An 18,411-nucleotide genomic window follows, 5' to 3' on the forward strand; every position below is an offset into this window, starting at 1 on the left:
TGCCCGAGGTCTCTATCGTCGCATCCGGCGAAGGACCCTAAGTACGGTAGCTCGCCCGGGCCGTGACGGGGCTCACCCGCGGCGCCACCGCGTGGCCGGGGTCAGCGGCACCGGGTCGGGCCGTCCGGTCGTCGTGGTCAGCTCGACGCGGCGCCCCTCGCCGGCCGAGCGGAGCAGCGACATCATGGCGTCGAGCACGTGCAGGGCCAGTTCGCCGCCGGCCCGGGGCGCCGGCGCGGTGAGCATGTCGATCAGCCCGACGCCGCGGGACGCGTCCTCGTAGCCGGCCGTCGGCGGCACGGTGCGCCAGTCGGCGGCGCCCAGCTCGAAGACGCGTACGTCGCCGGCGAACAGGTTCGGGTCGGGGACGGCGACGGTGCCGCCCTCGCAGTGCACCTCGATCGGGGCGGCCGTGGTGCGCACCGCGTCGAAGCTGGTGGTGATCGTGGAGAGTGCGCCGTTCGCGTGGTGCAGGATGCCGGTCACGTGCGTGTCCACCCCGACCGGGATCCGTTCACCGGCCCGCGGTCCGGTGCCGATCTCGCGGAGGGCACGCGGCCGGGCGGAGGCGCCGGTGACGGCCACGATCGGGCCGAGCAGGTGGACGAGGGCGGTCACGTAGTAGGGACCCATGTCGAGCAGCGGGCCGCCACCGGGCTGGTAGTAGAAGTCGGGGTTGTGATGCCAGCGTTCGTGGCCCGGCGTGGCCATGACCGCCACGGCGGACAGCGGGCGGCCGACCGAGCCGTTGTCGATCACGGCGCGGGCGGTCTGCACGCCGGTTCCGAGCACGGTGTCGGGGGCGCAGCCCACCGTGACTTCGAACTCGGCCGCCCGCTCCAGCAGGGAACGGGCTGCCGGCAGCTCGGCCGCGAGGGGCTTCTCCCCGTACACATGCTTGTTGTTGGTGATGGCGCCGAGCCCGATCGAGGCGTGGGCCGCGGGGGTCGTGAGGTTGAGGATCGTGCCGACGGAGTCGTCGCTCAGCAGCCGGTCGACCGGCAGGGCTTGGCATCCGGCCAGGCCCTCGGCGACCGAGGCGGCCCGCGCGGCGTCGAGATCGGCGACCGCGGCGATGGTCACGGACGGGTGGTCCCGCAGCGTCGCGAGGTAGGCGCCGGAGATCCAGCCGGTTCCTACGATGCCGACGCGGTGCGGCTCGCCCACAGCATGCCCCTCTCGATCACGGTACGTACGGAGGGGTCGCCGAGGACGTCGAGGCTGTGGCCGGGCGTGGTGACGACGATCCGGCCCGCGCCCCACTGCCTGGTCCAGACGGCCGGCGACGTGATCGGGCGATGCCAGGGCTGCCACGGCTGGACGGGGTGGGTGGTGGTGGCGAGCACGTCGATCAGGTCGTCGTGCAGCACCCAGTACTGCTCGGTGGTCAGCTCGAAGTCGTCGAGCCCGGCCGTGATCGGGTGTTCCCGGCCGAGCGGGGTGATCTCGACGGTGTGCGGCAGGAAGTTGTCGGTCTCGTCGCCGCAGCGCGCGGCCGGGTCCTTACCGGGGTGGGTGGCGAACTGGCCGCCGGTCAGTTGCGGATAGTCGGACGAGGCGCGGAACGAATCGACGATGCCGCCGTGCCAGCCGGTGAACCCGGTGCCGGCGGCGACGGCGGCCCGCAGCCCGGCCAGCGCCTCCGGCTCGATCGACGACATGGACACGCACTGCACGATCAGGTCGGTCGCGGCCATGACCGCCGCGTCGCCGTAGATCGACGCCGAGTCGGCGACTCGGACCTCGAAACCGTTGTCCTTGAGGAACGGCAGGAACAGGTCGGTCGCCTCGATCGGCCGATGACCTTCCCAGCCGCCGCGAACCACCAGAGCATCAGGCATCCCCCAGACCTACCAGATCACGGCCGTCACCGCGACGGTGACCGATCGACGGCATCAGGCGCCGCCACGAGACGTGACGACGCCTGCGTCGCGGTCAGCGGAGCGGGACGATGCCCTGGGCGCCGCGGGGGAACGTCGCCAGGACGTCCTCGGGGATGTTCAGGTGCTGCGAGACCAGCTTGGGCGGCAGGTGGCTGAGCCAGTTCGCGAGGGAGACCTCCTCGTAGTGGTCGCTGCGGAACGTCTCGAGGTAGATCAGCGGGACGTCGCCGGTGTTCTCGACGTAGTGACCCAGGTTGCGGCGCACGAGACCGACGTCACCGGCGTTGAAGTCGGTCGTGTTCGCGTGCGGGCCGGTGTTGAACACGGTCATGCGCCCGGTACCCTGCAGGTAGTACTGCCACTCGTCCGCGTTCGGGTGCCAGTGCAGCTCCCGCATCGAACCCGGCTCGATGATCGTCAGCGCCGCCGCCACGGTCTTCGACGCCGTGTAGTTCTTGCTGTCGGCGATCCGGATGCTGCCCCCGCTGTTCTGGTAGCGCGGCTGCGAGCGCGACAGCCGGAAGATCACCGGGTTGGTCGCCCCCCACTCCACACCCGCCGCGGCCTGGTCGTCCTCCAGTTCGCCGGGCTCGTCACCGGGGAAGATCCACAGGTTGTGCAGCGGGATGTCCTTGAACGCCTCCTGGGCCACCCCGAAGTTCTTGGCCAGTACGTCCGGGGGCGTGTGCGCGAACCAGTCGGTGAGCAGCAGAGTGTTGCTCTCCGACTGTTCGCCGTCGTCGAACGCGAGCACGAACTCGGCGCCGTCCGGTCCCAGGCCCTGCAGCGAGTGGGGCAGCCCGGCCGGGAAGAACCACAGGTCGCCGCTCTCGACGTCGTCCACGCTGGGCAGGCCCTCGCGGCTCAGCGTCGTGATGCGGCAGCGGCCGCGGCTCATGTACGCCCATTCGGCGGTCTGGTGCCAGTGCAGCTCCCGGATGCCGCCCGGCTCGAGGTACATGTTCACACCGGCGATCTCGTCGGAGATCGCGAAGTCCTGCTGGGTGACCTCGCGGGCCCAGCCCCCGCGCTGCTGGCGGCGGGGCGAGATGTTGAACGACGACCAGAAGAACGGCTGGGTGCTGATGTCGGTACCCGGCGCCGTGACGGCGCTCGGGAACTGGCTCTCCAGCACCGGGTTGCGCGGTCCGGTCATGCGCGTGCTCGCCGGGTCGCCGGCGATGTTCTCCATTCCCTCCGGCGGCAGATCCGGGTTTCCCAGGCTCGGCGTCTCGTGGTGCGGCACCCGGTTGTCGGGGTCCATGTGGTTCTCCTCGTTCTCGTGGGGCAGTGCACGTTTTCCCAGGGCACCACCGGTTCTGAGGCGCCGCCTAGAGGCAGGTGACCTCATTTGCGAGCGGCCCGCACGGCGTACGGAAAGGGGATTTCCGCCGGCTCGAGGTCGAGTCACTTGACGCTAGGCGGGCCCGCGGCGGGCGGCGGAGGCTGAACCTCGGCGGTCGGTCAGCCCGGCCGGGAGGGGAAACAGGAGCCGTGAAAAAGATCCTGTCGCTGGCGCTCGCGATCGGCCTGTCATCGGGGTGCGCCTCGATGGGGACGCCGCGCGAGAAAGAGAAGCTGGTCGTTCTCACCACGTTCACGGTGCTGGCCGACATCGCGCGCAACGTCGCCGGCGACCACCTGACCGTCGAGTCGATCACCAAGATCGGCGCGGAGATCCACGGCTACGAACCGACCCCGGGCGACATTCGCAAGGCCGCCCGGGCCGATCTGATTCTCGACAACGGCCTCAATCTCGAAGCGTGGTTCAAACGGTTCGTCGGCGGGCTCGACGTTCCGCACGCCGTTCTGTCGCAGGGGGTTCAACCGATGGACATCACCGAGGACGCCTACGCCGGAAAGGCGAATCCGCACGCGTGGATGAGCCCGCTGAACGTGCGGATCTACGTCGACAACGTCGTCAAGGCGTTCACGGCGCTGGATCCCGCGCACACCGCCGACTTCGCCGCGAACGGGGCCACGTACAAGAAGGAACTGCAGGGGATTCAGGACGATCTGGTCGGGCAATTGTCGCGGCTGCCGCAGAAGCAGCGGGCCCTGGTCACGTGCGAGGGGGCCTTCTCCTATCTCGCGCGCGACGCGGGGCTGACCGAGAAATACATCTGGCCGGTCAACGCCGAGCAGCAGGCCACGCCCCAGCAGATCGCCTCGACGATCGAATTCGTGAAGGCGAACGACGTACCGGCGGTGTTCTGTGAATCGACGGTGTCGGACAAACCGATGCGCCAGGTGGTCGGGGCCGGTGAAACGACGTTCGGGGGCACGCTCTACGTCGATTCGCTGTCCGGGGCCGACGGACCGGTGCCGACGTATCTCGACCTGATCCGCCACGACGTCGCCACGATCGTCGGCGCGCTCACCGGGCGGGCGTCATGACCCCCGCGATCGACGTGGCCGGCCTGACCGTCCACTACGGACAGGTGCGCGCCCTGGACGACGTGTCCCTGCGCGTACGGCCCGGCCGGGTCACCGGACTGATCGGGATGAACGGATCCGGCAAGTCGACGCTGTTCAAGACGATCATGGGCATGACCCGCCCGGACCGGGGGACCGTCCTCATCGAGGACTCCGCGCCGGCCCGCGCCCGCAAGAATGGACTGGTCGGCTACGTGCCGCAGACCGAGGACGTCGACCGCACCTTCCCCGTCTCGGTGCGCGACGTGGCGACGATGGGCCGCTACGGCCGCATGGGCTTCACCCGGCGGGTGCGAGGCGAGGATCGTACGGCGGTCTCGAAGGCCTTGGAACGCGTGGAGCTCAGCGACTATGCGGACCGCCAGATCGGGCAGCTCTCGGGCGGGCAGGCCAAGCGCGCGTTCCTGGCCCGCGGCATCGCCCAGGGGGCACGGATCCTGCTGCTCGACGAACCCTTCGCGGGGGTCGACAAGAGGTCAGAGGCCACCATCGTACGGCTGCTGCGCGAACTCGCCGAGGAAGGCCGCACGGTTCTCGTCTCGACACACGACCTGCACGCGCTGCCCCGGCTGGCCGACGAGGCGATCCTGCTGCAGCGACGCGTCGTCTTCCACGGCACGGTGGCCGAGGCGCTGCGGCCCGAGACGCTGGCGCTGGCCTTCGGACTCGACATGCTGGAGGCCGTCGCATGAACCCCGTCGACTTCGTTCTCGAACCGCTGCACTACGAGTTCATGGTGCGGGCCCTGGCCACGACGGTGATCGCCGCCGTCGTGTGCGCGCTGCTGTCGTGCTGGCTGGTGCTCATCGGCTGGTCGCTGATGGGCGACGCCGTCTCGCACGCGGTGCTGCCCGGGGTGGTGCTCGCCTACGTCGTCGGCGCGCCGTTCGCGCTCGGAGCACTCGTCTTCGGCGGCCTCGCCGTCGGGCTGATCGGGGCCATCCGCGACACGAGCCGGGTCAAGGAGGACGCGGCGATCGGCATCGTGTTCACGACGCTCTTCGCGCTCGGGCTCGTGCTCATCTCGGTCACGCCCAGCCAGACCGACCTGAACCACATCGTCTTCGGCAACATCCTCGGTGTCTCCACATCGGACGTGGCGCAGATCGCCATCCTCGCCGCCGTCGCCCTGGTCGTGCTCGTCCTGAAACGCCGAGACCTCATGCTGTACGCCTTCGACCCCACCCACGCGCAGGCCATCGGGCTCAACCCTCGCCGCCTCGGGGCCCTGCTGCTCGGCCTGCTCGCGCTGACGGCGGTCGTGGCGCTGCAGGTGGTCGGGGTGATCCTGGTCGTCGCGATGCTCATCATCCCGGGCGCCACCGCGTACCTGCTGACCGATCGCTTCGGCCGCATGCTGGTGATCGCGCCGGTCACGTCGACGGTGTGCGCGGTCGTCGGCCTGTATCTGAGCTACTGGCTGGACGCGTCGTCGGGCGGACTCATCGTCGTCGTCCAGGGCGTGCTCTTCGGTCTCGTCTTCTTCCTGAGCCCCCGCCACGGTGTGGTCGCCCGGCGCCTCACGCGCCGTCGCCGCCGCCGCTCCTACACGTTGGCCAGGTGACCTCGCATGACCAGCCTCAGCTACCCGGTTCCCTCACCGAAAGCGGTCTCGGCGACAGCCACCGCGTTCGTCCTGGCTTTCTCGGTCGGCGCTCTTGCCTCGTTCGCCTTCCTAGGTCTTTCCGCGTACGTGGCCCCGCTGCTCGGCGGCGCCGTCGCGGTCCTCGCCTTCGCCGCGACGCTGTCACTAACCCGAAAACTTGTCGACCCTGGACAGACACGCCCCCGGACGCCTGCGGCCCCCGGAACTGTGCCGTCCCGGATACCCGCCGCTCCCGCAACCGCGCGCCCCCTGGTGCCGACGGTGCTTCAAGGCTCGGCCATCATCGCGGTGCTGATCGCCGGCAACATCTCGGCCGGGTCGGGCGCAGCCGCTGGGCTGCTCGTCATCGCGCTCTCGGCCGCCGCGCTCGCGCTCCAGGCGGCCGGAACGCGCCGCATCATCGAACTCGCCGGCGTGACGACCAGCGTCCCGCACGACTTCGCCGGCCGTCGCGACAGCCACCTGTGGCTGCGCCTCGGCTCGATCCCGACCCTGGTGGCGGGCGCCATCGTGGGAACCGCGGTCGTCGTAGCAGCGCCCGCCGTGGCGCTGCTGACCTCGGCGCTCGCCGCCATCGCAGCGGTGACCCTGGTGCGCCGGGTGGACGTGCATCGCCTCTGACCAGCTTTTGGTTGCCGTCGATCCCGTCGGCCGCGCCTGCGGCGGCCCGCGCCTGTGCCGGCCCGCGCCTGTGTCGGCCCGCGCCTGTGCCGGGCCGCGCTTCGCGCGAGAGCGCGGCTGTTCGACCCGCGGCGGGGCGGTCGGGTTCGGTCAGGGGGCGTACGGCTGGATTCTCGACGAAGAGCCACGGGATCTGGCCGGCGGGGCCGGTCACGGCACGCGGATGGCTCGGCGCCGTGCCCCGAAACCAGGAACCAGGCCCTCCTTCTCCTTGATCGTTCTGCTGATCCTTGATTCAGGGGCCTCGAGAGCGTTCGAGGGGCCTGCATCAAGGACCTCGGATTGGCCAAGGGATGAGAGTGGCCTGTCTCGCTGGAAGTCGGGACCTGTCGATCGGCTTGGCGTGAGCGCTTTGTCAGCGTGACGCTTTCGAGCCACGCCGTGGGGCTGTCACTGCGCGCCCGACCCCGCCCAGCCAGCAGATCTGCCCGTGGCGAGGGCGTGCCGCCCCAAGCGTGCACGGCTCAGAGCCCACCCTCCCTGGGGGAACCCCCGCTGGTCATTGTGGTGGGACGGGGCGATCTTGGCGGGGTGGGCTGTGGACGGAGGGCTGGTGTGGATAACGGTTGACAAGAGGACGCGCGGGCGCTGGCACGGCAGTTGCAGCGGCATGGGCTGTGGGTGACGGCTGACGTGAGCCGTTGACCAGGGCCGGCCCTCAGCCATCGACCGCCCTGAGGTCGACCAGGGCCGCGTGCAGCTGCGCCCGCGACGTGATCCCGAGCTTCGGGAAGATGCGGTACAGATGGGCCGCCACCGTGCGGTGCGACAGATAGAGCTGCTGCCCGATCTGCCGGTTCGACATGCCGTCCGACGCCAGTTGCGCGATCTCCAGGTCGGCCGGGGTGAGCACCGCCGGAGCCGTGTTCGACGACGCGTCGCTTCGCAGGCCGGCGACTCGGGCCTCCCGCCGAGCCCGATCGGTCCACGCCGGCAGCCGCAGCGCCTGGAACGCGTTCAACGCCGCACTCAACGGCGGCCGGGACGCGGCCACCCGGCGGCGGCGTCGCAGCCATTCGCCGTACGCGAGTTGCAGCCGGGCCCGGTCGAACGGCTCGGACGAATGGTCGTCGGCCAGGGCTCGCTGGAAGTGGTGTTCGGTGTTCGCGCCGGTCGACAGCAGTGCTTTCGCGTAGGTGACCGCCGCCCGCGCTCGGGTGCCGTCGGTCTGTTCGGTCAGCTCCTCGACTGCGGGCAGCAGGGCGCGTGCTTCCGCGGCCCGCCCGAGGTAGGTCGCGGTCTCGGCCAGGTCTCCGAACATCCAGCATCCGAGCAGTGGGTCGTGCGCCGCGTCGTCCGGGTCGAACAGTCGCAGCAGCGCGCTCAGGGCAGCCTCGTGGTCGGCTGCGGCCAGGTGGGTCAGCCCGCGGACGGCCTGGGCCCGGGCCACGAGCCGGCCGGCCTTGTGCGCCGACGCCTCGAGTTCGGTGGTGGCGGTCGCGGCCAGCGCGTCCTCGGTCTCGCCCCGCACTCCGCGGACCGCGGCGACGACGAGCCGTCCCGCGGACGCCCACAGCGGCTGGCCGGTCTGTTCGGCCAGCCGGATGCCTTCCGCCGCGTTGTCGTGGGCCGCCGCGTACTGGCCCAGGTGGATCTCTGCCCAGGCTTGTTCGACGAGGACGCCGGGCAGCCGTCCCCAGCGGCCCTGGGCGCGGAATAGGTAGCCGGCCTCGTTCAGCAGCGGAACGGCGAGGGTGAACTGGCCTGTCCGGGCTGCGGCCGCGCCGAGCGCCGCGGGCTGATCACCGCCGACGGGAGCGGTCGCGTCGAGCAGTGCGGAGGGGTCCGCGGTCCCGGAAAAGGCCGGGTCCGCCAGGAGCCTGGCGAGGGCCTTCGCCACGGTGGCCGGCGCGACCAGCGCCCCGATCGCGACCCGCTCGATCTGCGGTAGTGGTTCGGCGGCGGCGAGGATCAGATCGCGCAGACCCTCGCTCGGCCGGACCCACACGCCGCGTTCGGCGGCCAGCCGCAGCAGGTGTCTACCCAACGACTGGTCGCCCTGTTCGAGGGCGTGCGAAGCCCATTGCGTCGCCTCGCGGACGATGCCGGCCGGTACCGGGCCCTGGTGGTGGGTGAGCCCGATCCATCTCAGCCGGTGCCGGTCGACCGGTCGCAGCGTGCAGGCGGACGCCGTGCCGACGAGGCCCAGCACGCTGTCCTGCTCGCCCAGTTGCACCGCCAGTTCGGCCGCGTCGAGCAGGCGGCGTCCGCGCTGGGCCGGGTCGGCGGTGAGGTCGGCCGCCCGCGCGAGGCTGCTCACGGCGGCGGTCAGCATGCCCCGGTCGTAGGCGAGACGGGCCGCGGCGACCAGCGAGTTCGCGGCCGATGCGTCCGGGCGCACCAGGGTCGCCGCCGAATGCCAGGCGTGCCGCACCGGGTCGTGCCGTGAGACGTCGGCCAGCGCGAGGTGGGCCTGAAACCGTACGGAGGGGGAAGCGTACTGATAGGTCGCGGCGCGCACGAGGGGGTGCCGGAACGTGAGCTGCCCGGCGTCGATGCGGATGACCTCGGCGTCCAGGGCCGGTGACAGGGCCGGCAGCGAGACGGCCCGGCCGAGCAGGCGTGCGCTCGCGTCGAGCAGTTCGGGCGTGGCGGTGCTCTCGTCGGCGGCGAGAACCACGAGCATCGTCAGCGTCTCTTCGGGCAGCCCGAGCACGTGGGCCGCGAAGCGCCGCACCAGGGTGGGGGTGAGGGTCGGTGCCGGCCCGAGCGCGAGGGCGCCGCCGAGCTTCTTGCCGAGCGGGAGTTCCCGCAGCACGAGAGGGTTGCCCGCCGCCTCACGCCGCCACTGGGCGCGAACCGCGTCCGAGGCGTCGGGGTGGGCCTCGCGCAGCAGTTCGGCCGCGGCTGCCTCGGGTAGGGGCCCGACCCGGCGCTGCCGGAAGCCGGTGCGTTCGAGGGGTCCCGACCCGACCGCGCCCGACCGGCCGGCCACGAGTATGCCGATCCGTTCGTCGTTGAGCCGGCGTGCGACGAAGGCGAGCGCGTCCAGTGAGGCCGGGTCGAGCAGGTGCGCGTCGTCGACGACGATCAGCATCGGTGCGTTCTGCGCCGCGTCCGACAGCAGTTCGAGCGTGGCCGACCCGACCAGGAACGGGTCGGGGCGCGGGTTTTCGACGGCGCCGAACGCGGCCAGCAGGGCCGAGCGCTGCGCGGCCGGAAAGGTGCTGGCCCGGGGTGACAGCGGTCTCAGTAACCGGTGCAGTCCCGCGTGCGGCAGATCCGTCTCGTCCGGCTCGCCCGCGGTGGAGAGGACGCGTAAGCCTTGACGGCTCGCGTGCGTCCGCGCGAATTCCAGCAGTGAGGATTTGCCGATTCCCGGCTCGCCGTGGAGCAGCACCGCGAACCCGTGGCGGCCCAGGTCGTCGACGAGTTCCCGGAGTTGGCCGGCCTCAGCGTCACGCCCGGGCAGATGGATCGCCAAGATCGTCTCCTCACGCTCGGCCCCGTACGTCGACCTTGCGGTGCGCGTCACGGCACCCACATCGCACGATCACGCGATACCACCGTTGCGGTGATCACAGTGGGCGAGGCGGGGGTGACGTTCAGACGCGACACGCCCGGCACACGATCTGGTGTTGCTGTCACTGGCCCTCACCCATATATGGTGTTGACCGCAGCTGGTTCGAACGCCTGTGAAACGGGTGTTCGAGGCAAGAGGGAACCCGGTGTGAGTCCGGGACTGCCCCGCAGCGGTGAGTGGGAACGAAAGCCGTCATCCAAGCACTGGGCGTCACGCGCCTGGGAAGCGACGGCCGGTAGGCACAGGTAGCGCGCCCACGAGTCCGAAGACCTGCCAGCGCGCCGGACGCCGTCGTGGTGTCCGGCGGTCGAAGGCCGCGTGGGACGGCCGACGCCGAGAGCCGGGCTGGTCGTGCCCGGCGGCGTCCTCCTGCGCGCCCCAGACCTTGGGTGTGGTGACGAGGGGGAACCGATGCAGGTGCGCAAACGCAACGGCGATCTGGAGACGGTCGACGTCAACAAGATCGTCAAGGCGGTCGAGCGGTGGGTGGCCGATCTCCGCGAGATCGACCCGCTGCGGGTGGCGACCAAGACGATCAGCGGTCTGTACGACGGTGCGACCACGGCTGAGCTGGACAAGCTCTCGATCCAGACGGCGGCCGAGCTCATCGGCGAGGAACCGCAGTACTCGAGGCTGGCCGCCCGGCTCCTGGCCACGTACGTGGACAAGGAGGTTCGGCTGCAGGGGGTGGCGAGCTTCTCGCAGTCGATCCGCTACGCGCACCAGCAGGGTCTGATCGGCGATGAGACGGCCGAGTTCGTGGCCCGCAACGCCCGCAAGCTCGACGACGCGATCGACGTCGACGGTGACCTGCGTTTCGAATACTTCGGGCTCCGTACGGTGGCCGACCGCTATCTGCTGCGCCACCCGCAGACCCGCGAGGTCGTCGAGACCCCGCAGTACTGGCTGCTGCGCGTCGCGTGCGGGTTGTCGCAGACCCCGGCCGAGGCGATCGGCTTCTACCGGCTGATGTCGTCGCTGGCCTATCTGCCCAGCTCACCGACGCTGTTCAACTCGGGCACCCGGCACACGCAGATGTCGTCGTGCTTCCTGGTCGACTCGCCCAAGGACGAGCTCGACTCGATCTACGAGCGTTACCACCAGGTCGCGAAGCTGTCGAAGTTCTCGGGCGGCATTGGCATCGCGTGGTCCCGGGTGCGTGGCCGTAACGCGCTGATCCGCGGCACGAACGGTAAGTCGAACGGCATCGTCCCGTTCCTGAAGACGCTCGACGCGGGTGTGGCGGCGGTCAACCAGGGCGGGCGGCGCAAGGGCGCGGCCTGCGTCTACCTGGAGCCGTGGCACCCGGACGTCGAGGAGTTCCTCGAGCTGCGCGACAACACCGGCGAGGACTCGCGGCGTACGCATAATTTGAACCTGGCCAACTGGATCCCGGACGAGTTCATGCGCCGGGTCGAGGCGGACGAGGAATGGTCTCTCATCGACCCGTCCGACGCGCCTGAGCTGCCCGATCTGTTCGGCGCCGAGTTCGACGAAGCCTACAAGGCGGCCGAGAAGAAGGCCGTCAAGAAGGTCAAGGCCCGCGATCTGTACGGCCGGATGATGCGCACGCTCGCCCAGACCGGCAACGGGTGGATGACGTTCAAGGACCGCTCGAACGCGCTGTCCAACCAGACCGGCGTGCCCGGCAACACGATCCACCTGTCGAACCTGTGCACCGAGATCCTCGAGGTGAACAGCGACGACGAGACGGCCGTCTGCAACCTGGGCTCGATCAACCTCGGCGCTCACACCACGGCCGAGGGTGGCGTCGACTGGGAGAAGCTGCGCGCGACGGTACGTACGGCGGTGGTCTTCCTCGACCGGGTCATCGACATCAACTACTACCCGTCCGACCAGGCGGCGAGGTCGAACCCGCGCTGGCGTCCGGTCGGTCTCGGGCTGATGGGGCTGCAGGACGCGTTCTTCACGCTGCGGCTGCCGTTCGACTCCGACGCCGCCCGCGAGCTGTCCACCCGCGTACAGGAAGAGATCTTCCTGACCGCCCTCGAATCGTCCGTCGGGCTGGCCGAGCAGTTCGGCGCTCACCCGGCGTACGCCGAGACGCGCGCGGCGAACGGCGACCTGCATCCCGAACTGTGGGGGGCCGACCTGGGCCAGCCGGAACGCTGGACGGCCCTCAAGGAGAGGATCGCCGAGCACGGGCTGCGGAACTCGCTGCTGATCGCGATCGCTCCGACCGCGACGATCGCGTCCATCGCCGGCTGCTACGAGTGCATCGAGCCGCAGGTCTCGAACCTCTTCAAGCGCGAGACCATGTCGGGCGAGTTCCTGCAGATCAACACCTATCTCGTACGGGAGTTGAAGGCTCGCGGCCTGTGGACCGGCCCGGTGCGCGAGCAGATCAAGCGGGCCGAGGGTTCCGTGCAGGGCCTCGCCGAGTTGCCCGCCGACGTCCGCGAGCTGTTCCGCACCGCCTGGGAACTCCCGCAGAAGGCCCTGATCGAGCTGGCCGCCGCGCGGGCCCCCTACATCGACCAGTCGCAGTCGCTGAACCTGTTCCTGAGCGCGCCGACGATCGGCAAGCTCTCCTCGATGTACCTCTACGCCTGGAAGGCCGGGCTGAAGACGTCGTACTACCTGCGCTCGCGTCCGGCGACGCGCATCCAGCAGGCCACTGTCTCGATCGCCCCGGTCGAGGCCGTCGCCTGCTCCTTGGAAAACCCCGAAAGTTGTGAGGCGTGCCAGTGACCACCCCGTCCACTCAAATGCTGCTCGACCCCGGCATGGATCTGACGCTGCGCCCGATGCGCTACCCGCAGTTCTTCGACCGGTTCAAGGACGCCATCAAGAACACCTGGACGGTCGAGGAGGTGGACCTGCACTCCGACCTCGCCGACCTGGCCAAGTTGTCGCCGGCCGAGCAGCACCTGGTGTCGCGGCTGGTCGCGTTCTTCGCCACCGGCGACACGATCGTGTCCAACAACCTGGTGCTCAACCTCTATCAGCACGTCAACTCGCCCGAGGGCCGGCTGTATCTGTCGCGCCAGCTGTTCGAGGAGGCCGTGCACGTCCAGTTCTATCTGAACCTGCTCGACACCTATGTGCCCGACGCGGACGATCGCGCGGCGGCCTTCTCCGCGGTCGACAACATTCCGTCGATCGCGCGCAAGGCCGAGTTCTGCTTCAAGTGGATCGACTCGATCTATTCGCTGCGGACGCTCTCCTCGAAGGCGGACCGGCGGGCGTTCCTGCTCAACGTGATTTGCTTCGCGGCGTGCATCGAGGGCCTGTTCTTCTACGGCGCTTTCGCGTACGTGTACTTCCTGCGTTCGCGTGGCGTGCTGCACGGGCTGGCCAGCGGGACCAACTGGGTGTTCCGCGACGAGTCGATGCACATGGCGTTCGCGTTCGACGTCGTCGACACCGTACGCAAGGAGGAACCGGACCTGTTCGACGCCGAGATGGAGCAGCAGGTGCGCGACATGCTCTCCGAGGCTGTCGAGTGCGAGGTTCAGTTCGCCGCCGACCTGCTCGAACAGGGCGTCTCGGGCATGTCCCTGGCCGACATGCGCGAGTATTTGCAGCACGTGGCCGACCGCCGCCTGCAGGTCCTCGGCATCGAGCCGATCTATCACTCGAAGAACCCGTTCGCCTTCATGGAGCTGCAGGACGTGCAGGAGCTCTCGAACTTCTTCGAGCGCCGCGTCTCGGCCTACCAGGTCGGCGTCACCGGAAGCGTCAGCTTCGACGACGACTTCTGATCAGTCGGGCCTTGTTGCAGATCTTTTGCAATTGCCTGACCATGGGCTCAGAGGGCGCCCCGATCGCGATGATCCAGCAAGCGGGGCGCCCTCAAGTTCACCTTCCGGCCGGTGCGGGGGAGACCGGGATGTCCTTGCCGCGCCGCCTGCGGCGGACGGCGTCGACGGTGAGGTCTGCGAGCAGGAACGCGGCGAGGGGGATGCCGAACAGCGGCAGGAACCAGCTCACCGCCAGCACCACGGGAACGCCGGCGACGACCGCCCACGCGGGCAGCTGCTGCCAGGCGCCGGGGCCGACCGGCGGGGCGCCGACCGGGGCACGACGGTCGACGCGGGTCGGGCGGCGCTGCCACCACATGCGGTAGCCCCACGAAGACGTACGCGAGGCCGGTCAACGCCGCAACCAGCAGGAACGGGGCGACGAGAATGCCCGCGTAGAAATGCATTCTCAGCAGCAGCGGGCCGAAGCTCTTCGCGGACCGGTTCGCTCGTTCACCAGTGACCGGTGGGGCCTCGGTGGGCGGCGCGACAGCAAACATAAAATTCCTCGCTTCGAAGACGCGGACGGCGGCGACGGCTGAGACGGCGTGAACGCTCTATCGGTCGCCGGACCGGCCGCTTTAGTTCCCGGAGGAGGTCTTTAGGCTGGGGGTATGAAGGTGTTGTCCATCCAGTCGGCGGTCGCCTACGGCCACGTCGGCAATTCCGCGGCCGTGTTCCCCATGCAGCGCCTCGGTGTCGAGGTCGTGCCGGTTCCCACCGTGAACTTCTCCAACCACACGGGGTACGGCGCCTGGCGCGGGCCGCTGCTGCCACCGTCCGACGTCGCCGAGATTCTGCTCGGGGTGGAGGAGCGTGGGGTGTTCCCGAAGATCGACGCCGTGCTCTCCGGCTATCAGGGCGGCGTCGGCATCGGTGACGTCATCATCGACGCCGTACGCCGTGTCAAGGCCGCGAACCCGTCGGTGGTCTACGCGTGCGACCCGGTCATGGGCAACGCCAAGTCCGGCTGCTTCGTCGCACCCGAGATCCCCGTGCTGCTGCGCGACCGGGTCGTGCCGGTGGCCGACATCATCACCCCGAACCAGTTCGAGCTGGGCTTCCTGACCGGCACCGAGCCGGCGAGCATCGAGTCGACCCTCGTCTCGGCCGACCTCGCTCGTGACATGGGCCCGTCGACCGTGCTGGTCACGAGCGTCGAGCGCCCCGACCGCGAGGAGGGCACGATCGAGATGCTGGTCGTCGACGACGCCGGCGCCTGGATCGTGACCACCCCGCATCTGCCGTTCAAGGCCAACGGTTCCGGTGACGTCACAGCGGCCCTGTTCACGGCCCACTACGTCGCCACCGGAAACGCCGCGCTGGCCCTGGAGCGTACGGCCTCCAGCGTCTTCGACCTGATCGAGACGACCTACCGTTCCGGCGAGCGCGAGCTTCAGCTGATCGAGGCTCAGGACTTCTACGCCACGCCGCGCATGCAGTTCAGCGCCAAGCAGGTGCGCTGACTACCCTCCGGTGACGTTCAGCTCGGTGAGCTCGGCGTCCCCGGAGCGCCAGCCGGGCACGACGACCGCGACATAGCGAGCGGTCACCGTCCCGGCGATCGGTGCGTACGCCACCCCGTCCATGGACGCCTCGACAACCGCTGACCGGCGGCGGCCGCGGGTCCAGGTCAGCTCGACGGCGGCGACGGTGCGCGCCGCGCCCAGATCGACGACCATCCGGCCGTCCGGGCCGGGGCGCCACGACGTACGCGGGTCGCCGTCCACGGCGCGGCCGGGCTCGCCCATGCCGGTGGGCAGCGGCGACGTCGGGAACGTGACGCGGCCCCGGGCCAGGTCGGCCGTGGGCGTGACCGGGCCGTCGACCGGCACGCTGTACGTGCGGCTGCGCCCGGCGGGCACGCGTGTGCGGACCGACCAGCGGCCCGCGGCCAGCCGCACGGCGACGGCTTTCCCGGCCGGCGCCGTGACCGTGACGTGGTGCGAGTCGGCGACGGTGAACCGGGTGCCCGCGGGCGCGCGGCCCGTCACCGTGAACCGGGGCGGCTCGACCGCTCCGGCGCCGGCCGCGACCGAGACGGTCAGGTCGAGGCCGCCGTCGGCGCGGGCCATGGACTCGCCACGGTAGAGCCGTTGGCTGTTCGTCAGGATCAGAACCGCGCCGGTCACCGCGGTCGGTGACAGGTTGAGCAGGCTCAGACAGCCGTCGGCGTCGCTCACCCGCAGGGTTTCCGGCCCGCCGACCGGCAGCCGTCGAGCCGCCGCGGCGGCCAGATCGGTGCCGTCGCCGGGATAACCCTCGACCAACGTGGCGGGCGGCACCGAGACACGTGCCGACGCGGCGGTGATCGGCCCGGTCGCCCCGTGCGCGACCAGCCCGAACCGGCCGTCGACGTCGGCCCACGCGCCCAGCTCGGCGGTGGCGGGTGCGGCGGCCGCGTCCGTCCACGTGAGGCCGTCGGCTGAGGTCTGCACGAGGTAGGACGCGGCGTACGCGGCCTCCCAGCGCAGCCGCACCCCGGTCACGTCGGCGACCGCACCCAGGTCGACGGCGAGCCAGCTGTCGGTCCGTCCGCGCTCGGCCCGCGCCACCGCCCACCGGGTTGTGTCGTTGCCGTCGACTGCGTTCGCGGCCGGGTAGGCGGGGTCGGCCGACGACACGTTGACCGTCTTGCCGCGGGCCAGATCGGTGCCGGTGGCGTCGAGCGCCTCGAACGCGAACAGCGAGTATCCGTACTGGCCGGAGGGAACGCGACCGAGGAACCGGACGTGGCGCGCCGCGCGCGGGGAGTCGAACGTGATCTCGTCGAGGCCGCCGTCGCCGAGCCCGGCCACGGGTGTCACCGAGCCGTCCTTGCCGGTGAAGCTGCGGCTGCCGTCGAGACCGGGTACGCCCGGCATGGTCAGGTTGAACAGGGACAGCTCGGCCGGGCCGGGTCCGGCGTAGACGACGGTGCCGGTCGGCAGGGTGGCGTAGCCCGCGAAGCCGGCCGGGGTCCGCAGCACAGTGGCGGTGGCGTCGACGCCGTCGCGAGCGGCGCTGTAGGCGGCGGACCACCGTTGCAGCGGCGCGCCGGCGTTGGCGGGCAGGAACGCGGGCGCCCGGGTGTCGATCAGCCAGTTGTCGTGACCGGGCTGCCACAGGAACCGTACGAAGCCGGGCTTGGACACGGCGGCGGCGAAACCGGCCGTGGTCTGATGAGCGGACATCCCGACTGTCGCACCGAAGTCACGCGTTCCCGCGGCGGCCGCGAAGAACTTGTCGCTGGAGACGGGCCGCACGGGCTTGCGGCGCAGGCGATGGAACAGATAGGCGATGGCCAGTTCGGCGCGCGCCTCCGGCTCGTACTTCTCCTCGCCGCTGAACTTCGTCAGCCGATACTCGGGCGCATATCGCAGATAGGGCATCAGCCGCGCGGCCAGGTCGGCCTCGGCCCGGGCGGCGTGGGCGTCCCCCTGCACCTGCGCGAGGAACGCCAGCGGCAGCACGTCACGCCCGTAGAGGTGATAGCGGTCGGCGACCATCGGCATCACCGGCTCGCCCGCGTCGCTGGCCAGCAGGCGCAGTGTCGCCCACAGCTCGCGGCCGTTCGGCTGGCGGGTCAGCACCTGCGGCAGCGGCCGGCCGGCGACGAGGAAGTGCACGGCCGCCCGCCCGGCGGTGCGCCACAGCTCGGCCTGATAGTGCGGGTTGACCGACTCGTGGTTCTCCACCACGAACGAGTCGTGCAGATTGTGGGCGACGTTCCACTCGCTGACCGGGCGGCCGTCGACGATCGCCGGGTTGGCCCGGTCGGCCGCGGGCAGTCCGCTCGCGTTGGCGGCCCAGAACACGAACCGCTCCCGCCACCGCTGCGCCTCGGCGTCCCCGGGCGGCGCCCAGGCCAGCCCCGGAGCGATGGCCTGCGCGTAGACGCCCATCTCCTCGAGCTTGGTGTCGCCTCGATAGCCGCCGGTGCTGCCGTTGGGCGTCCAGCCGCCGCTGAGCGGATCGTTGCCGGTTCCCAGCCCATAGGCGTACGCGGCCTGGCCGCGCGCGATGGCGTCGATGTTCGCCCGGGTGGCTTCGTCCAGGTCGGACCAGAGCAGTCGCGCGGCGAGAACTACGTACAGTTCGAAAGTGGAGTCCCAGAACAGGGTGCGCCCCCACTCGGTGCCTCCGGCCAGCCGGTTCGTGGCGGCGAACCGCGTGATCGTGGCGAGGGTGCGCTGCCGCAGGGTATCCGCGCCGACGCCCGCGAGGTCGGCGTCGTACCCGTCGGTGGTCAGCAGAACCGCGTTGCCGAGCACGGCCGCGAACCGGAAGTCGGCCCGGCGGTAGGCCCCGATCGCCGGGTCCCACTGCTGCTCGACCCACCGGGTGTGCACGAGCAACAGTCGCCGGTATTCATCAGCGACCGGGTCTGTGTCGTGGTTGCCGGCCAGCGCGGGCAGGGGCGCGGCGATCGCACCCCCGGCGGCGGCTCCGGTCAGGGCGAGCAGTGTTCGACGGGAGATCATCTTCCCACCCTCGCCCCGCGGCCGCCTTCAAGTCAAGATCATCAATCGGGCCGTC

At 70.5% G+C, this 18,411-nt stretch carries 13 protein-coding genes and 1 riboswitch; of the genes, 7 read left to right on the plus strand and 6 right to left on the minus strand.

Annotated features, from left to right (window positions below; genetic code table 11):
- Positions 1 to 72: 72 nt before the first annotated feature.
- The 3 genes from EER30_RS12025 to EER30_RS12035 form a co-directional block, all read right to left on the minus strand.
- The gene (locus EER30_RS12025) at positions 73 to 1,167 is read right to left on the minus strand and encodes a Gfo/Idh/MocA family protein (RefSeq protein WP_127500472.1); all 1,095 of its coding nucleotides are present in this window, start codon (positions 1,165 to 1,167) and stop codon (positions 73 to 75) included.
- The gene (locus EER30_RS12030) at positions 1,137 to 1,841 is read right to left on the minus strand and encodes a ThuA domain-containing protein (RefSeq protein WP_127500473.1); all 705 of its coding nucleotides are present in this window, start codon (positions 1,839 to 1,841) and stop codon (positions 1,137 to 1,139) included. Before EER30_RS12030 ends, EER30_RS12025 begins: the two co-directional genes overlap by 31 nt.
- Before the next feature lie 94 nt (positions 1,842 to 1,935).
- Entirely contained in the window at positions 1,936 to 3,147 is a 1,212-nt protein-coding gene (locus tag EER30_RS12035) for a cupin domain-containing protein (protein ID WP_205650201.1), read from the minus strand.
- A gap of 230 nt (positions 3,148 to 3,377) precedes the next feature.
- Here EER30_RS12035 and EER30_RS12040 point away from each other — a divergent pair, with 230 nt between their 5' ends.
- From EER30_RS12040 to EER30_RS12055, 4 genes are read left to right on the plus strand one after another with little or no spacing between them, the layout of a single operon-like run.
- On the plus strand, positions 3,378 to 4,280 hold the full coding sequence (locus tag EER30_RS12040; RefSeq protein WP_164842295.1) for a metal ABC transporter substrate-binding protein: 903 nt from the start codon (positions 3,378 to 3,380) through the stop codon (positions 4,278 to 4,280).
- Positions 4,277 to 5,011 (plus strand): metal ABC transporter ATP-binding protein, encoded by a 735-nt coding sequence (locus EER30_RS12045; RefSeq protein ID WP_127500474.1) that lies wholly within the window; start codon positions 4,277 to 4,279, stop codon positions 5,009 to 5,011. The genes EER30_RS12040 and EER30_RS12045 overlap by 4 nt, the downstream gene beginning before the upstream one ends.
- Complete coding sequence (locus EER30_RS12050; RefSeq protein ID WP_127500475.1) at positions 5,008 to 5,883, plus strand: metal ABC transporter permease; 876 nt, start codon at positions 5,008 to 5,010, stop codon at positions 5,881 to 5,883. The genes EER30_RS12045 and EER30_RS12050 overlap by 4 nt, the downstream gene beginning before the upstream one ends.
- Before the next feature lie 6 nt (positions 5,884 to 5,889).
- Positions 5,890 to 6,546, plus strand: a complete 657-nt coding sequence (locus tag EER30_RS12055) for a hypothetical protein (protein ID WP_127500476.1) — start codon at positions 5,890 to 5,892, stop codon at positions 6,544 to 6,546.
- 718 nt (positions 6,547 to 7,264) lie between these two features.
- On the opposite strand, the gene EER30_RS12060 is transcribed toward EER30_RS12055, so the two are convergent.
- The gene (locus EER30_RS12060; protein WP_164842296.1) at positions 7,265 to 10,081 is read right to left on the minus strand and encodes an ATP-binding protein; all 2,817 of its coding nucleotides are present in this window, start codon (positions 10,079 to 10,081) and stop codon (positions 7,265 to 7,267) included.
- A gap of 131 nt (positions 10,082 to 10,212) precedes the next feature.
- A riboswitch (cobalamin riboswitch) is annotated at positions 10,213 to 10,421 on the plus strand.
- Between the two features lie 119 nt (positions 10,422 to 10,540).
- Here EER30_RS12060 and EER30_RS12065 point away from each other — a divergent pair.
- A complete protein-coding gene (locus EER30_RS12065; RefSeq protein WP_127500478.1) occupies positions 10,541 to 12,841 on the plus strand; it encodes a ribonucleoside-diphosphate reductase subunit alpha in 2,301 nt (766 codons plus the stop codon).
- 17 nt (positions 12,842 to 12,858) lie between these two features.
- Entirely contained in the window at positions 12,859 to 13,854 is a 996-nt protein-coding gene (locus EER30_RS12070; RefSeq protein WP_127500718.1) for a ribonucleotide-diphosphate reductase subunit beta, read from the plus strand.
- Between the two features lie 47 nt (positions 13,855 to 13,901).
- On the opposite strand, the gene EER30_RS49915 is transcribed toward EER30_RS12070, so the two are convergent.
- Entirely contained in the window at positions 13,902 to 14,393 is a 492-nt protein-coding gene (locus EER30_RS49915) for a PepSY domain-containing protein (protein WP_164842297.1), read from the minus strand.
- 114 nt (positions 14,394 to 14,507) lie between these two features.
- Here EER30_RS49915 and pdxY point away from each other — a divergent pair, with 114 nt between their 5' ends.
- Positions 14,508 to 15,359 carry a pyridoxal kinase PdxY gene (gene pdxY / locus EER30_RS12080; protein ID WP_127500479.1) on the plus strand — a complete coding sequence of 284 codons (852 nt, stop codon included), beginning with the start codon at positions 14,508 to 14,510 and terminating at the stop codon, positions 15,357 to 15,359.
- On the opposite strand, the gene EER30_RS12085 is transcribed toward pdxY, so the two are convergent.
- Positions 15,360 to 18,356, minus strand: coding sequence for a discoidin domain-containing protein (locus tag EER30_RS12085; protein WP_127500480.1), 2,997 nt, complete (start codon positions 18,354 to 18,356; stop codon positions 15,360 to 15,362).
- Positions 18,357 to 18,411: the final 55 nt, after the last annotated feature.

This window comes from Actinoplanes solisilvae (assembly GCF_003999975.1).
Lineage (GTDB): Bacteria > Actinomycetota > Actinomycetes > Mycobacteriales > Micromonosporaceae > Actinoplanes > Actinoplanes solisilvae.

Coding starts and splice junctions, on each gene's coding strand:
- EER30_RS12030 (WP_127500473.1), bottom strand. CDS start 1,841: ATGCCTGATGCTCTGGTGGTTCGCGGCGGCTGGGAAGGTCATCGGCCG.
- EER30_RS12035 (WP_205650201.1), bottom strand. CDS start 3,147: ATGGACCCCGACAACCGGGTGCCGCACCACGAGACGCCGAGCCTGGGA.
- EER30_RS12045 (WP_127500474.1), top strand. CDS start 4,277: ATGACCCCCGCGATCGACGTGGCCGGCCTGACCGTCCACTACGGACAG.
- EER30_RS12050 (WP_127500475.1), top strand. CDS start 5,008: ATGAACCCCGTCGACTTCGTTCTCGAACCGCTGCACTACGAGTTCATG.
- EER30_RS12055 (WP_127500476.1), top strand. CDS start 5,890: ATGACCAGCCTCAGCTACCCGGTTCCCTCACCGAAAGCGGTCTCGGCG.
- EER30_RS12065 (WP_127500478.1), top strand. CDS start 10,541: ATGCAGGTGCGCAAACGCAACGGCGATCTGGAGACGGTCGACGTCAAC.
- EER30_RS12070 (WP_127500718.1), top strand. CDS start 12,859: ATGCTGCTCGACCCCGGCATGGATCTGACGCTGCGCCCGATGCGCTAC.
- EER30_RS49915 (WP_164842297.1), bottom strand. CDS start 14,393: ATGTTTGCTGTCGCGCCGCCCACCGAGGCCCCACCGGTCACTGGTGAA.
- pdxY (WP_127500479.1), top strand. CDS start 14,508: ATGAAGGTGTTGTCCATCCAGTCGGCGGTCGCCTACGGCCACGTCGGC.
- EER30_RS12085 (WP_127500480.1), bottom strand. CDS start 18,356: ATGATCTCCCGTCGAACACTGCTCGCCCTGACCGGAGCCGCCGCCGGG.